Origin of the sequence: Seonamhaeicola sp. MEBiC01930 (assembly GCF_045277075.1) — a bacterium.
Taxonomy (GTDB): Bacteria; Bacteroidota; Bacteroidia; order Flavobacteriales; family Flavobacteriaceae; genus Seonamhaeicola.
Genome location: NZ_CP104270.1, coordinates 3,486,553 through 3,502,071, shown reverse-complemented (window position 1 = coordinate 3,502,071; position 15,519 = coordinate 3,486,553). Strand labels below are relative to the sequence as shown.

The 15,519-nt window shown below is 33.6% G+C and carries 12 protein-coding genes; 5 read left to right on the top strand and 7 right to left on the bottom strand.

Annotated features, from left to right (window positions below):
- Nucleotides 1-28: 28 nt before the first annotated feature.
- From ccsA to N1F78_RS15095, 4 genes are all read right to left on the bottom strand, one after another.
- Nucleotides 29-3,214 (bottom strand): cytochrome c biogenesis protein CcsA, encoded by a 3,186-nt coding sequence (gene ccsA / locus N1F78_RS15110; RefSeq protein ID WP_406684007.1) that lies wholly within the window; start codon nucleotides 3,212-3,214, stop codon nucleotides 29-31.
- 100 nt (nucleotides 3,215-3,314) lie between these two features.
- On the bottom strand, nucleotides 3,315-4,811 hold the full coding sequence (gene nrfA / locus N1F78_RS15105; protein WP_406684006.1) for an ammonia-forming cytochrome c nitrite reductase: 1,497 nt from the start codon (nucleotides 4,809-4,811) through the stop codon (nucleotides 3,315-3,317).
- A 34-nt stretch (nucleotides 4,812-4,845) separates the two neighbouring features.
- Nucleotides 4,846-5,445 (bottom strand): cytochrome c nitrite reductase small subunit, encoded by a 600-nt coding sequence (gene nrfH, locus N1F78_RS15100; protein ID WP_406684005.1) that lies wholly within the window; start codon nucleotides 5,443-5,445, stop codon nucleotides 4,846-4,848.
- Between the two features lie 242 nt (nucleotides 5,446-5,687).
- Complete coding sequence (locus N1F78_RS15095; RefSeq protein WP_406684004.1) at nucleotides 5,688-6,059, bottom strand: TfoX/Sxy family protein; 372 nt, start codon at nucleotides 6,057-6,059, stop codon at nucleotides 5,688-5,690.
- 83 nt (nucleotides 6,060-6,142) lie between these two features.
- Here N1F78_RS15095 and N1F78_RS15090 point away from each other — a divergent pair, with 83 nt between their 5' ends.
- Nucleotides 6,143-7,396, top strand: coding sequence for an Nramp family divalent metal transporter (locus N1F78_RS15090; RefSeq protein WP_406684003.1), 1,254 nt, complete (start codon nucleotides 6,143-6,145; stop codon nucleotides 7,394-7,396).
- 6 nt (nucleotides 7,397-7,402) lie between these two features.
- Nucleotides 7,403-8,497, top strand: a complete 1,095-nt coding sequence (locus N1F78_RS15085; RefSeq protein ID WP_406684002.1) for a type I phosphomannose isomerase catalytic subunit — start codon at nucleotides 7,403-7,405, stop codon at nucleotides 8,495-8,497.
- 64 nt (nucleotides 8,498-8,561) lie between these two features.
- On the opposite strand, the gene N1F78_RS15080 is transcribed toward N1F78_RS15085, so the two are convergent.
- On the bottom strand, nucleotides 8,562-9,179 hold the full coding sequence (locus N1F78_RS15080) for a fumarylacetoacetate hydrolase family protein (RefSeq protein ID WP_406684001.1): 618 nt from the start codon (nucleotides 9,177-9,179) through the stop codon (nucleotides 8,562-8,564).
- Between the two features lie 179 nt (nucleotides 9,180-9,358).
- On the opposite strand from N1F78_RS15080, the gene N1F78_RS15075 reads away from it, so the two are divergent.
- The 3 genes from N1F78_RS15075 to N1F78_RS15065 all read left to right on the top strand — a co-directional run bounded on the left by N1F78_RS15075 (nucleotide 9,359) and on the right by N1F78_RS15065 (nucleotide 12,204).
- Nucleotides 9,359-9,811, top strand: coding sequence for a DUF1572 family protein (locus N1F78_RS15075; protein ID WP_406684000.1), 453 nt, complete (start codon nucleotides 9,359-9,361; stop codon nucleotides 9,809-9,811).
- Nucleotides 9,812-9,947: 136 nt separating this feature from the next.
- Nucleotides 9,948-10,541: an acyloxyacyl hydrolase gene (locus tag N1F78_RS15070; RefSeq protein ID WP_406683999.1), complete on the top strand. Its 594-nt coding sequence runs from the start codon at nucleotides 9,948-9,950 to the stop codon at nucleotides 10,539-10,541.
- 100 nt (nucleotides 10,542-10,641) lie between these two features.
- A complete protein-coding gene (locus N1F78_RS15065; RefSeq protein ID WP_406683998.1) occupies nucleotides 10,642-12,204 on the top strand; it encodes a helix-turn-helix transcriptional regulator in 1,563 nt (520 codons plus the stop codon).
- Between the two features lie 326 nt (nucleotides 12,205-12,530).
- On the opposite strand, the gene N1F78_RS15060 is transcribed toward N1F78_RS15065, so the two are convergent.
- Nucleotides 12,531-14,072: an acyl-CoA carboxylase subunit beta gene (locus tag N1F78_RS15060; RefSeq protein WP_406683997.1), complete on the bottom strand. Its 1,542-nt coding sequence runs from the start codon at nucleotides 14,070-14,072 to the stop codon at nucleotides 12,531-12,533.
- A gap of 6 nt (nucleotides 14,073-14,078) precedes the next feature.
- On the bottom strand, nucleotides 14,079-15,518 hold the full coding sequence (locus tag N1F78_RS15055; RefSeq protein ID WP_406683996.1) for an acetyl/propionyl/methylcrotonyl-CoA carboxylase subunit alpha: 1,440 nt from the start codon (nucleotides 15,516-15,518) through the stop codon (nucleotides 14,079-14,081).
- Nucleotide 15,519: the final 1 nt, after the last annotated feature.

Here is a 15,519-nt window from a genome sequence, read left to right as displayed (position 1 = left end):
AAATTACTACCGCGAGCCTTTAAAAAAACTAACTATTATCAGGTTTTGAAAATTTATTATTAAAATCTTTCCTAAGCCTGAAAAATACTAATGCAGTAATTAATATCATGGATGAAAAGATGATATAAATAAAATTTGGAATTGGAACTGGGTCTCCTGAAGCATAACTATGCAATCCTGATAAATAGTAGTTCACACCAAATGAGGTCATGATTATAGACCAAAAGGCAAACATACTAGCAACATTTAATGTAAAGAAATTATTTAGCCTTGGTATAAAGCGTAAGTGCAATACAATTGCATAGACAATAATACTTATTAGCGCCCAGGTTTCTTTTGGGTCCCATGCCCAATAACGTCCCCAGCTTTCATTGGCCCAAACCCCACCTAAAAAGGTTCCTACAGCTAAAGTAAACAACCCAATGGTCATTGAAAGTTCATTGATATAAGAAAGCTCTTTTATTTTTATCTCTATGATGTCTTTAGTCTTTTTAGTTTTGAATAGCATTAAAAGTAATGCCATAATACCCAATATAGATGATAATGCTAATGGGGCATAACTACTTACTATGGTTGCCACGTGTATTTTTAACCAATAAGATTTTAATACCGGCATTAGATTAGTGATTTCTGGGTTCAACCAATCTAAATAACTCACGAACAGGAGTGCTCCAGAGAATAGGGTAGAAAGTGGTAAGGAGAAATCTGATTTTCTAAAAGTTATGAGTCCACTTAACAATAAACACCAAGCCACAAAAACCAACATTTCATAACCGTTACTCCATGGTGCATGCTGTGAAACATACCAACGTAAAATAATGTTGAAAGTAAATAGTAAAAAGGAAATTAGGGTGAGTAGAACAAGTCCGTTCCAAACAATGTCAACCAATTTATTGTTAACAAACATCTTTACAATGGCCATTATTAGCAATACAAAACCAATGGTAAAAAATACTTGGAACAACCAGAAATTAATATTGGCTTTATTGTACCACAATTCCGCTTCAACCCGTTCTGGTGATGGAATTACATGAGCTCCAATGACATCTTGATACTTCTTAATATAGCCTACTTTTTCATAGGATTCATTGTATTTACCTGTTCTAATGTCATTAAAATAAGCCGGTAGAATGCTTTTTGCAAACCTACCATCTTCTTCTGTGAAATCCTTAAAATCGTGGGTGTAACTAAACCAAGTATTATTAGTGTCTTCTTTATTTGGGAAAACTTTTAAATAATTCCCAGAAAACAGGTTGTATAAAATATTAAAACGCTCGTCAATTTTTAAAACTTCCTTATCAAACTCATTGCGCTCTGCAGGTTTCTTCTTATTGGCCTGTTCAACGGCTTCAGAAAGTAAATAGCCTCCTTTTTCATCTAAGAAACTTACAAAGGCATAAAGCCTGTTTTCACCTACAGGAATATCGTTCAGTAGGTCACCAGTTTTTTCAGAATCGGCTTTAATAATTGGAATTCGTTGCCAAACGCCGGGTGCCATATGCATTCCCAAGAATACCTGATTGACATCTAATTTAAAGTTCTGCCCGTCAATGGGGTATTTGAAATACGATTTTCTAGAAATCTTTCTAATACATTCCGAAGCAAGTGTGTTTATGGGTTTTATACGTCCATCTAAATCCTGAACTAATAAGCGCCCAAAAAAGTCGGCCTGATGCTGTTCAATTTGCTGAGACTTTATTAGGTTTTCAATAGAAGGAGTAGGGGGAACACTATCTTGAATAGTTGATGCGTTAGAAGATTGAATTCCTAACAAGAAAGCCAATACAGCAACAGCCGTGGCCGTTTTTGTTTTTAATTTTTTCAGTTTTTTATTTATAATTTGAAAACGGGAGGTCTTTCCGAAGAAAGTGAAAAACATGCCAAGTCCCATTAAAAAATAACCAATGTAAGTTACCCATGTACCTATACTGTCATGGTTTACAGAAAGCACGGTTCCCTGTTCGTCTGTATCATAGCTAGCTTGAAAGAACCTAAACCCTTTATAGTCTAAAACATTGTTCATAAATATTCTGTAAGGAATTTGTTGCCCTTCATCTAAAATCATGACTTCACTGGCATATGCCGATGGACTGGATGAACCTGGGTATCGTTCCAGTTGAAAATCATTAAGTTTTAATGAAAATGGCAATTCAATTGCCCCAGCACCGTATGATAAAATAATTTGTAAATCATCTTTAAATTCGCCAATATGTTTTATGGGTAAAAAACCTTCGCGGTAAAGTAGATTGGTTTCCTGAATTGCTTCATCTCCCACTTTAACGTTTACAATTAATGCGTCGTCTAAAGTTTCATCGTTATCGGTTTTATTTAAAGCTGAACTTTCCAATTTAAAAGTTCCTTTTGGATGATAGGCTGTGGGAACAAAAGAAAAATCTCCAGAACGGAATAAGGTCTTTAAAGAAATACTTTGAAGCGTATCCTGCGTGATTTTACCGGCCTGTTGACTAGACATGATAAAGAAATCTACAGGATGCGGACTTTTTATTTTTAAAGCACCTTCATCTTCGTAAATATTTATAATACCTTCTTTATCAGATTCAAAACCAACTTCATGATGGTGTGAACCAATGCTTTCAATTTCTCCTTTTTCCAAATAAACGGTATTCCTTCCATTGCCCGCAGTGACCACCATTTCTAACAGAGGTTTACCATTGATGCTATCCTTAATCACTTTGGGGGAAGCATCGGCGATATATTCGTGGTAACTAATGCTAATGTCTTTACCATAAAAATCTGTATTGATTTCGAAATGGTTGTCCTCCAATGGCGAAAAATTTAGTTTTTTATGAATGGTCTTTTCGTTTTTGCCGTCCGCAATAGTGGCTGTTAATATTTTAGTATCCGAAATAATAACGTTAGAGGAGGCGCCTTCACGAATTCTCATGATTCCAGTATATGCGGTGTATCTGGTAATACCTGCACCAAGAATTATGACTATAAAGGCAATATGAAACAGAAAAATGGCCCATTTCTGTTTTCTGAATAGCTTGTATTTAAAAATATTGAAAATAAAGCTTATGGCAAGCCCAACCAAAACAATCTCGAACCACCAAGAATCGTAGATACTGACCCATGCTACTGCGGTGCCGTAATCGTTCTCAACAAATGTGGCAACTCCCATTGCTATGGCGAAAATTAACAATAGAATTAACGCTAATCCTGAAGAGGAAAAGAATTTGTATAGCTTACTCATACCTTGTGTTTTAAAAAAGATAACCTTTGAAGCAAAACACCAATCTCCAAAGATTATCTCTTTTTTGACCCTTTGAGGGTCAACTAATAAATATAGTTACCTAGTTTGCTGTAGAAACTTGTTGGCTACCATAAGTAGCTTCACGTTTTTCGGCAGCCTCTAACCATTTTGGAAGAAGGTTTTCTTTGAACTCTTCTTTTTCCTTGTTTAGTTTTTCCATATCTAAACCAATATATTCTTGGGCTTTCTCCTTAGAGCTAAGATCTGGCATCTCTACAGGTTTGTTATGTCCTAACTCTGCTAATAAACGAGCTAATTTTACACGGCCTTCTGTAGCTTTGTCTAAGCCGCTACTTAAAACTCTTGCTGTTTCAACAGGAGAGTGGAATGATGCGCCGTGTGCAGCAGCAGCATAATCCCAACGCCATTGTGCATGACGAATATCCATTAATATATCTTTCATTTGTACTTCTGTTGCACCTAAGTCCCAACATTTTTTGGCTTCAACGTGCATTTTTACCAAGGCATCTTCTAAGCGTAATCTACTTTCAGCTGCTTTCTGTTGGCGGTCATAAACATTGGCTCTAAGTTTTTCTGCATCTTCACGGTGACATACTTGACAAGAGTTTGCTACATTATTTAGAGGCGACTGAATGTGATGATCTGTAAATTTTTGTCCACCTTCACTTTTATATGGCATGTGACAATCGGCACAAGAAACACCTCTATCAGCATGAACACCAGTTAAATATGTTTCATAACCTGGGTGTTGTGCTTTAAGCATTGGCGCTTTACTTAATTTGTGCGTCCAGTCCTTAAAGTTCAAGTCGTCATAATATTTTTCCATGGCTTCTACAGACATTCCGTCTTTCCATGGGAAAGTTAAATATGGAACCCCTTCTTTACCAGGTGTGTTTTTGTTGAAGTAATACTCAACGTGACATTGTGCACAAACTAACGAACGCATTTCTTGGTGTGTAGCCTTGTTGATATCTTTACCCATAGCTTCAAAAGCCTCAACTAATGCCGGACGCGTAATTGTCAATTTCATAGTTTTAGAATCGTGACAATCTGCACAGCCAATGGGGTTTACAATTTCTTCACCTTTATCAGCCCACTTTCCACTATAGAATTCAGCAATACCAATTTCATTCATTAAACGTGGTACATCAGGAGATTTACAAGTCCAACAGGTAGCTGGCATTGGTCCGTCACCTTCACCCTTTGGCCCACCAGTTCTTAATGTATTATGAATATCTTCAACAGCATATTGATGGCCTCGCCCTTGGTTATAATCTTTAGCAAAACCATATCCTGCCCAAAGTACTGCTAAACGTGTGTCTTCTTCTAACATGTCTCTCATGGCATTACCACCTTGGAAAGAAGCAAAATCACCTTGTTCTGTTTGTAAGAATGATTGATACTCTGCTGGGAAGTTTTTACCCCATTCCTCATTTCTAGGTTCATTTTCATTAATTTCTACCTGAGGAACATATTTGTACTTGGCTTCATTTTTCCTATTTACAATGCTGGAAGCAAGTAGTCCTAAAAGGAATACTACAACTACAGTTACAATAAATAATACTTTGTTTTTCATTTTCTAAATATTTGTGGGTCGTGTAAATTAGTTTTTAATCGTTTATTTTATTGTCTAACCATTTCGGTATCACCGTGGTTAGCGTATCTGTTGGAATTGGTGCTATATTGCTACGAATGGTAGAAATCCCATGAACAGTTCCATGCGGTATCTCTTGGTGGCATTCCCAACATTTTCTATCTGTTCTACTTGATTTATGACCATCTAACCATCCATCATATTTTATTTGAGTTACCTGCTGTACGTGACATCTAATACAGTTGTCTTGAACCACTTCTTCTGAAGCCTCTCTCATAAACATAACCTCAGGCTCCATTCTGGCCGTAAATATGGAGGCATGGAATAAACCATCTTTTGCTTTAAAAAAGTATTTGTTGGCCACGTTATCGTGAGGTACATGACAGTCGTTACAATTAGCGTATTCCCTATGAGAACTATGCATCCAACTATTGTACATTGGTGTCATAACATGGCAATTAACACAAGCTTCAGGTTTATTAGACATATAAGAAACCAATGACGCTTCTTTAGCCATAAAAAAACCCAAACCTACGAGAGACCCAATTAAAACAATAGCAACTGGACGCCATCTTGATTTTTTGTTCGGGAGTATTTCTTTTTTCTTTAGGTTCAAGTTGGTAGTTTTAAAAGAGTATTATATCTTAAATATTACTCAGTCAAAATTAATATGCGTATTAGTATAAAAAACTAACATTTGTCATGTTTAGATTTTAAGTTATATTCTTTCAGTAATTTATAATAATTCTAAATAAAGGATAAAAAACTCCTTAATATTTAGACTTTTGAATAACAGAAAAAAACATCACAGATAAGTGATTGATAGTTTCGAATTGAATTTTTTAAAAAATGATGAAATTAAGATTTCTTCTTTCTTGGTTTGCTGGCTTTTGCCAAAGGATTAAAAGTAATGCACAGATCTAGCCAATAACTTAGGTCAGCTTCAGAATCAAAACCCTCAGGTGTTACAAAAATATAACCCTTCATTGGCCGACCTGTAAAGTCCATAGGGAGGCATACTTCTTTTTCTAGTTCTTTTAAATAAGCTTCTTCACCAATACGAGCCATTAAAAGGCTATCACCGTATTTTTTGTCAATATGAATACCGCAAAGCATCTTATTGTCAAGTTTAAAACACAAGCCACCCATCATTTTTAGCTCCGAGAAATTTGCTTTTTTTTCTTTGAGTTGTTGCCTTATGCGGTCTGCAAAATATTCATCGTAAGCCATAATTACTTTAAATAATTATTTATGTGGGGTTATTAAACTAGTTATTATATTTAACAATTCTAACCACTAAACTAATAAACCTTTTGGGAACTTCATTAAAAGAAAAAATAAAAAAGGGCATTGTTCTATTTTTACCAGGAATTTTTCTGCTTGGGTTTAATATTGGAACAGGAAGCGTTACTGCTATGGCAAAAGCAGGTGCAACCTATGGTATGTCTTTATTATGGACCATTGTAGCTTCTTGTCTAGCAACCTTTTTAATGATTACTCTTTACGGTCGTTACACTCTTGTTACTGGCGAAACGGCTTTAAAAGCATTTAAAAAACATATTCATCCTGGGGTAGGTATCTTCTTTATAGTGGCTTTAACAGCTGGTGTTTGTGGTAGTGTTATGGGAGTAATGGGCATTGTAGCAGATATTTGTTATGAATGGTCTAAATCTGTTATAGACACGGGAATATCTCCAATTTACTTCGCCATTTTTTTTATTTCATTGGTTTATTTTATTTTTTGGAATGGTAAAACACAGTTTTTTGAAAGGGCTTTAGCTGTAATTGTGGCCATAATGTCTGCTAGTTTTTTGCTAAACTTTTTCATTTTAACACCACCACCTTCAGAGATTATAAAAGGTTTGATTCCAAATATTCCTGAAAATTTAAATGAAGAAAAAGGCCCCTTTTTAGTTATAGCCTCTTTGGTAGGAACTACAGTGTTTTCTGGTTTATTTATTATAAGAACAACCTTGGTAAAAGAAGCTGGTTGGACCATAAATGATTTTAAAAAGCAGCGTAATGATGCTATAGTATCTGTAACCTTAATGTTTGTTATTAGTTCATCAATAATGGCTGCGGCTGCTGGTACCTTATATATAGAAGGCATTGGCTTATCTAAGGCATCTCAAATGATTGAACTTCTAGAACCTCTTGCAGGAAGTTTTGCTACATCTGTATTTGCTATAGGTATAGTTTCTGCAGGTGTTTCATCTCAATTTCCTAATATTCTAATGTTACCATGGTTGTTATGTGATTATAATAATTCTGAACGAAAAATGACACTACCTAAATACCGAGTGATGGTATTACTAATATCTTTATTAGGTTTAGTAGTGCCAATTTTTAATGCGAGACCTGTTTTTGTGATGATTATTTCTCAAGCATTAAACTCAATAATTTTACCATTAACCGTAGGAGGTATTTTATATTTAACAAACCGAAAAGATTTAATGGGAAAGTATAAGAATTCAGTTTTAACAAATGTATTTTTGGTTATCCTTTTTTTATTTTCAATTTTTACTTCGGTAATAGGAATAAAAGGTGTTATACAACTGATTAGTTAAGTAAATATGAACAATGATTTAAGGCAATATGCCTATATACCATTAAAGCAAAATCATAATAGAGTTTGGAGAACCTATGAAGGAGGCGCATTAATTGATAAGTGGAAGAGAAGTGATTCCGAAATAGATGGAGATTTGCCTGAAGAGTGGATTATGTCTACAGTTACCGCAAGAGGTAAAGGAAGGCCTGAAAGAGAGGGTTTATCTTTAATAAATACCCCAGAAGGCATTATATCTTTGAAAGACCTGATTGATTCAGATAAAACGCTTTATTTAGGTGAAAAAATTGCTGAAAAATATGGAACAACAGGTGTTTTAATTAAAATGCTAGATGCTAAAGAGCGCTTAACTATTCAGGTGCACCCGGATAAGTTGTATGCCAAAAAAATGCTTAATTCTAATTTTGGTAAAACAGAATCTTGGTATGTTTTAAACAAGCGAGAGGTAGGTGGCGAAAAACCAGTTGTATATATGGGGTTTAAAGAAGGTGTTACTCCAGAAATATGGAAACAACATTTTTTAAATCAAGATATTGCGGGCATGCTTAATTGCCTGCACCGTATTGAAATTAAACCTGGTGATGCTTTTATGGTTTATGGTGGCGTTCCGCATGCTATTGGTAGCGGGTGTTTTTTAATGGAGGTACAAGAACCAACAGATTATACTATGCGCGTTGAAAAAGTAACACCCGCCGGACTTGAGATTTCAGATGAATTAATTCATCAAGGTTTGGGTGCAGATAAGATGTTAGAGTGTTTCCATTATAGTACCTATTCCTATAAGGAAGCCATGGCTAAGTGGAAAATAGAGCCTCAGGTTTTAGATGAAGCAAAAGGCTATAAATTAAAATCTATTTTTAACGAAAAGCATACGGATTGTTTTGGATTGGAAGAACTCGATTTAAATGGAACTATTAGCATAAAAGCTAATGGAGCTTTCAGAGTAGCGGTAATATACACTGGTGAAGGAGTAATGCTATGTGGGGGGAAAGAATATGAATATTCTCAAGGTGATGAAATATTTTTATCAGCAGCCATTGATGAAATTACTTTTCAGTCTAAAATAGCTTCTAAAATATTATTGTGTTACCCACCAAGCTAAATGTAGTTTTATGGCTAAAAAAAGCTACCTATAGGGTAGCTTTTCATAGTTGCAAATGAATATTTTATATCATTTTAAAATCTAAAAGTACCTCACCTTCAATTGAAGCCTGTAAATGGTCACCTTTATTAATTAATCCAATGCCGTCTGCTGGTGTTCCAGTAAAAATTAAATCACCTGGATTTAAAGTCATATATTTAGAAATATAAGCGAGGATTTCTCCAAAGCTATATATCATAAAATCAGTGTTTCCTATTTGAGCCAGTTCTCCATTTATTTTCAAATCAAAATTTACATCATTTAAGTCAGGAAAATCTGATATAGGTTTAAAATTAGAAATGGGCGAAGCTCCATCAAACCCTTTACCAAATACCCAGGGATGATTTTTTTCTTTACTTGCAGTGATAAGGTTTTTTGCAGTAAAATCTATTCCAATAGCAAATTCAGAAATGTAAGAAGCTGCTTCAGTTGCAGAAATATTTTTACCAGCTTTACCAATTTTTGCAACTAACTCTACTTCATAAGCCACTTTGTCAGAAATATCGGAAGGATATTTTATATCTTTATTATCCGTTACTAAAGTGCTGTCAGCTTTAAGAAAAATAAGTTGATATCCGTCCTTAATATTAGCTATTTCACTTTTATTAGTTACATAATTCTTTCCAATACCTAAAATTTTCATGATGCCTTTTTATTTTATTATTTCTATTAATTTACATGCTATAAAATTAATAAAATGATGTAAGACCATATGTTATTTTAATGTGTTTTTAAATTTATTTTGAAGTGCTTACATTAGTGGTAGAGATTTCATTGTGATATTTTTAAGAAGCTACTTTTAATTTTATTAAACTTATAATTATGCTACCTGATACTTTAATACAATTATTTAAAAGAGACCTAAACAAATTGAAAATAGAAATAGACGCTTACAAGACTGAAAGTAGCCTTTGGTTTTTAGATAAGGACATAAATAATACAGCAGGTAATTTATGTTTGCATGTAATAGGGAACTTAAATCACTTTATTGGTGCCATAATTGGAAATTCGGGATATGTTAGACGGCGAGATTTAGAATTTTCTTTGAATAACATACCTAAGAAAGATATGTTAATTCAGATTGATGATACTGTTCAAATGATTGAGAAGGTGCTTAAGCACTTATCAACAAAAACATTAGAAGAAGTTTACCCGGTTGAGGTTTTTGGAAAGCCAATGACTACCGAATATTTTTTAGTACACTTAACTACACATTTAGCATATCATTTAGGTCAAATTAATTATCATAGGCGTTTATTAGACTCCTTAGAATAAAGTATGTTTTAGATAAGATATAGGTTCGGAGGTGATTTGATATAAATTTCTTATATTTATAGTAAACGTACGTACTTGAATTTCAATGAAATTTAAAAATAAATATATTCTCTATATTTTTATTTTTTCTTTTTTATTGGGTGACATTTTTGACCTACCGGCTCAATTAAAAAAAGAAAATTTTAAACTGGGTATTGCTTATGGTCAAGGGTCGCAAAGTAAATTTCCATATTTTTTAAAAGATCATAGACATACTGTAGTATTTTATAAAACCATAGTAAATTATAGGTTAAAGCAAAAGGGGAGATGGGCTTATGAGTTTCAATTAGAACCGAGTATTAATATTGCAAAACACCAACTTTTAAATGAAAGTTTAATTTCGACTGAAATTAAAGATTACCAAAAATTAAGGGAATTACACACTACAAAGAGGCGTATTACTGAATATGTATTGAATTGTGGAATTCTTGTTAGGTATAGGCTTTATAAAAATTTAAGTGCTAATGTAATTGGAGGGGTAGGACCCATGATATCAAATAAGGAAACAGAAAGATTAGCTAAAGGTTTTGCTTTTTCTGATGTATTTGGGCTAGGGTTATCGTACTCTATAAGTAGAATTGTATTAGATTTTAGGTATTCTATAAGGCATACCTCTAATTTAGATTTTAAACAACCAAATAGAGGTCATAACACCACAAATATAGAATTTGGGTTATTGTTTAGGCTTTAAATTTTTTAATACTCTTGCTTATATTGTATATTTTATCTTACATTTGTTTAATTGTTATTAATTTTAAGTAATTCTTTTGTTAAAATCTCTCAACAACAATTTGAAAACAAAAGGTCTTGTGTTCTTTTGTGTCCTAATTTTCAATTCATTATGTGGTCAAAATGAATACAAACGCCTAATTGATTCTGCTAATTATCATATTGATTATGATAATCAAAAAACACTTAAATTTTTAGATTCCATACCAAAACCAATAGATAACTATATTGAGGGAAGGTTAGCAGAATACTACTCAATAAAGGCTCTAATTCATGATGGTTTTAATGAAATATCAGATGAGCACCAATGTCAGATTATGGCACTTAAATATGCTGAAATTGAAAAAAACTATAAAATAGCAGGGGGCTCTTGTATAGAACTTTTCCATACCATGTATTTTACGAATAAAGACCCAGAAGCTATGGTGTTTTTAAGTAAGGCTAAGGAATATTACAAAAAAGCCAATTATCGAAATGGTGTTTTAGAGGTTAAACAGATGCAGGCTTATATTAAGTTTTTAGACGGTGAGATGGAATTAAGTAATAAATTAATACATAAGCATCTAGATGAATATATAAATATTAAGGATGATGCATATTATCATTTATTTGCAAGGTATATGTTAACCTCAAATTATCTTTATTTAAAAGATTTTAAGAATGCTTATTCTAATTTTAAGATGTTTAAAAACCTTGAAAGCAATTCCACTATTTCATCTTTTAATTTTAATTCTTTTAAAGCAACACTTAATGTATGTTTCGCTGATGTATATTTTGAAGAAAAGCAAATTGATTCAACTTTACATCATCTTGAGAAAGCATCATTAATCAGAACTTGTATGGAAGAAGAAACCATTAAGGAATATTATTCTCTTAATGCGGAAGTAAATAATTATTTAGGAGATTTAAATGCATCAAAAAATTATTTGGACTCATTGAGAATTTTTGAAGAAAAATTATTAAAAAATCTTGTAAATTCTAGTTTTACTATTAATGATGCCCTCCTTAAAACAGAGAACAAATTAGTAAATGAAGTTGAAGGAAAAAGGCTTTATGAAGTACTAGGAACGGTTTTGATTTTTAGTTTTTTAGGGATTAGCCTTATTTATTTTGTGTTTTATAAAAAGCAGAAAGAAAAACTAAATAGTTTGGACAATCAAAAACAAAAATTATCATATTTAAAGTCCACAAATGAGAAACTAGCTGTTAAGGTACAAGGTTTAGAAGACTTTATTAGCGGTTTAAAAATTGAAGTTAAAAATATTTCTTCATTGGATGATGTAATTCTTCAAAGAAAAAGGATAAAAGAATTTTATACGGCATTACATTTAAGATCATCAACGCTTTTAGATAAGAGTGAAAACCATCTAGAGCTGGTAAATGATTTTAATGTTGATTTTTTTAAGGGAATAAAAGACCTATATCCAGAGTTAAATGATTCTGAAGTTATTATTTGCTACTATTTATTCATTGGTTTTAAAAATAAGGAGATTGCCGTTTTTCTAAATACAACGGTAAGAGCTATTGAAAGTAAACGTTATAGAATTACCAAAAAGTTAAACTTTGATAAAAAGGAAACAACTCTTCTTCAATTTCTTGAAAACACTTTTTTACATATAAACTAGGGCCCATTGGCTCAAATTATCAGTAATAACAGCTTAATTTTAAAGATGCGTAGTGAATGCGTAGTAATTAAGACTGTATTTTTAAGTGGAGTTTATGATATTTGCTTAGCTATTAATCAACAATTATATCTCGTAAGGGATTCATTTGTTTTGTTTTACTATTGGTTGGTTTCTAAAAAAGATTATGATAAAATTTATCAGACTTTTTTAGTTAAAAAACAAAATTTATGAAATTGAAATTAATTGTAATAAACTTAATGGTTTATTAATGATTAAAGGTTAAAAGAAAAGGAGGCGAGTTAGGGAGCCTCCTTTTTGATTTTATATTATAAAGGAATATTCCCATGTTTTCTTTTCGGTTTATTAACCTCTTTGTTTTCTAACATTGAAAATGCCTTTATTAATTTCCTTCTTGTGTTTTTAGGATAAATGACTTCATCAACAAATCCCCGTCTAGCAGCTCTATAAGGGTTGGCAAATTTCTCAGCATATTCAGATTCCTTTTCAGCCAGTTTTTCTGCCGGATTATTGGCTTCAGCAATTTCGCGTTTAAATATAATTTCACTTGCTCCTTTGGCACCCATTACCGCTATTTCAGCTCCTGGCCATGCATAATTTAAATCAGCACCAATATGTTTAGAATTCATTACATCATAAGCACCACCATATGCTTTTCTTGTAATGACCGTTATTCTTGGCACCGTGGCTTCACTTAAGGCATATAAAAGTTTGGCTCCATGAACAATAATGCCATTCCATTCTTGATCAGTGCCTGGTAAAAAACCAGGAACATCTACTAAAACTAATAGCGGTATGTTAAAGCAGTCGCAAAATCGTGTAAACCTTGCCGCCTTTTTAGAACTATCGACATCTAAAACACCCGCAAGAAACATAGGTTGATTGGCAATTATTCCAACACTTCTACCTCCTAATCTTGCAAAACCAACAATGATATTCTCTGCATAATCTTTATGGATTTCATAGAATGAATCTGTATCAATTATGCCCGAAATAACCTCATGCATATCATAAGGTTTGTTTGCATTTTCAGGAACAATTCCAGACAGAACATCTCTGATTTCGTCTTCTGGAGAGAAGTTTAAATTTTCGGGTGTTTCCGTATTGTTTTGTGGTAAATAACTAAGTAGTTTTTTAACGTCTTCAAGACACTCAATATCATTTGCTGAAGTTTTATGTGCTACCCCAGATTTTGAGGCATGTGTATATGCACCACCCAACTCTTCACTGCTTACTTCTTCATTGGTTACAGTCTTCACTACACTAGGGCCTGTAACAAACATGTAACTTGTGTTTTCTACCATGATCGTAAAGTCGGTCATTGCTGGTGAGTATACTGCACCTCCAGCACAAGGCCCCATAATGGCAGATATTTGAGGTATAACTCCAGAGGCTTGTACGTTTCTGTAAAATATATCTGCATAGCCACCAAGTGATTTTACGCCTTCCTGAATACGTGCTCCACCGGAGTCATTTAGGCCTATAATGGGAGCTCCAACTTTAACTGCTAAGTCCATGATTTTACAAATCTTTTCAGCATGTGTTTCAGACAGGGCACCACCGAATACAGTAAAATCTTGGGCGTACACATATACTAGGCGGTCATTAACTGTGCCATAACCGGTAACAACACCGTCACCAAAGTAAATTTCTTTGTCCATACCAAAATCAGTAGTTCTATGTGTTACCAATACACCGATTTCTTCAAAAGAGCCTTCATCCATTAAGTAATCAATACGTTCTCTGGCTGTTAGTTTTTTCTTAGCATGTTGTTTATCTATTCGCTTTTGTCCGCCACCTAAATGTGCTAAGGCAACATGTTCGTTAAGTTTTTTTATTCTAGAATCCATAAGTGATTAGTTTGGTAACCTTAAAAGTTTTTGGTCATTTAAATATTGTTTCAAAGCTATTAATGAAGCAATTTTACCTTCGTTTTCGGTTTTTTGCTGCAACGCTTCTGGAGAATAGAAATTTTTAACAAAGTGCGTGTCAAAGTTTCCTGAACAAAAAGCCTCGTGTTCACAAACAAACTTTCCAAAAGCTAATGTTGTTTGAACACCCTCTACTTGATAATTTTCAATGGCTTTTATCATAAGTTGAATAGCTTCTTCTCGGGTTGCTCCGTAGGTAATCAATTTTGAGAGCATAGGATCGTAATAAATAGGAATATCCATGCCTTCTTCAAAACCATTATCTACACGAATACCTTCCCCTACAGGAAGCTTATACGTACTTAGATTGCCAACACTTGGTAAGAAATCGTTTAAAGGGTCTTCAGCGTAGACCCTTAGTTCTAGAGCGTGACCTTCTATATTCAAATCTTCCTGATTCATATCAAGTGCTTCACCACGCGCCACTTTTATTTGAAGTTCTACCAAATCTATACCTGTAATTAATTCGGTCACAGGGTGTTCTACTTGTAAACGGGTATTCATTTCTAAAAAGTAGAAATTATGGTCTGCATCAATTAAAAACTCTACTGTTCCGGCTCCTAAATAGTCGCAGGATCTAGCAACTTTTACAGCTGCTTCTCCCATTTTGGTTCGTAATTCTGGAGATAAAACAGCAGAAGGGGCTTCTTCTACAACCTTTTGATGCCTGCGCTGTATACTACATTCCCGTTCAAAGAAATGAAGAATGTTATTATGACTATCTGCCATTATCTGAATCTCAATATGCCTTGGTGAAGTGACGTATTTCTCAATAAAAACAGAACCATCACCAAAGGCTGAGGTTGCTTCACTAATGGCTCTTGTCATTTGAGATTCCAAATCACTTTCTTTTTCAACAACACGCATACCTTTACCACCACCACCTGCAGAAGCTTTAATTAGAATAGGGAAACCTATCTCTCTTGCAATGCTTTTAGCCTTCTCAACATCAGTAATGGCTTCATCAATTCCTGGAACCATGGGAATATTATAAGCTTTAACCGCTTCTTTTGCAGCTAATTTGCTTCCCATTATTTTGATGGCTTTTGAACGTGGTCCAATAAACACAATATTGTTTTTTTCTGTGAGTTCAGCAAAATCAGCATTCTCACTTAAAAAACCATACCCAGGATGAATCCCATCAACATGAAGGTTTTTGGCAACTTCAATGATTTTATCACCCCTTAAATAAGATTCACTAGATGGAGCTTCACCAATACAAACGGCTTCATCAGCAAATTTTACATGAGGTGCATTTCTATCAGCAGTAGAATATATAGCCACTGTTTTTATACCCATTTTTTTAGCGGTTTTCATCACTCTTATGGCAATTTCACCTCGGTTTGCTACTAATATCTTTTTCATT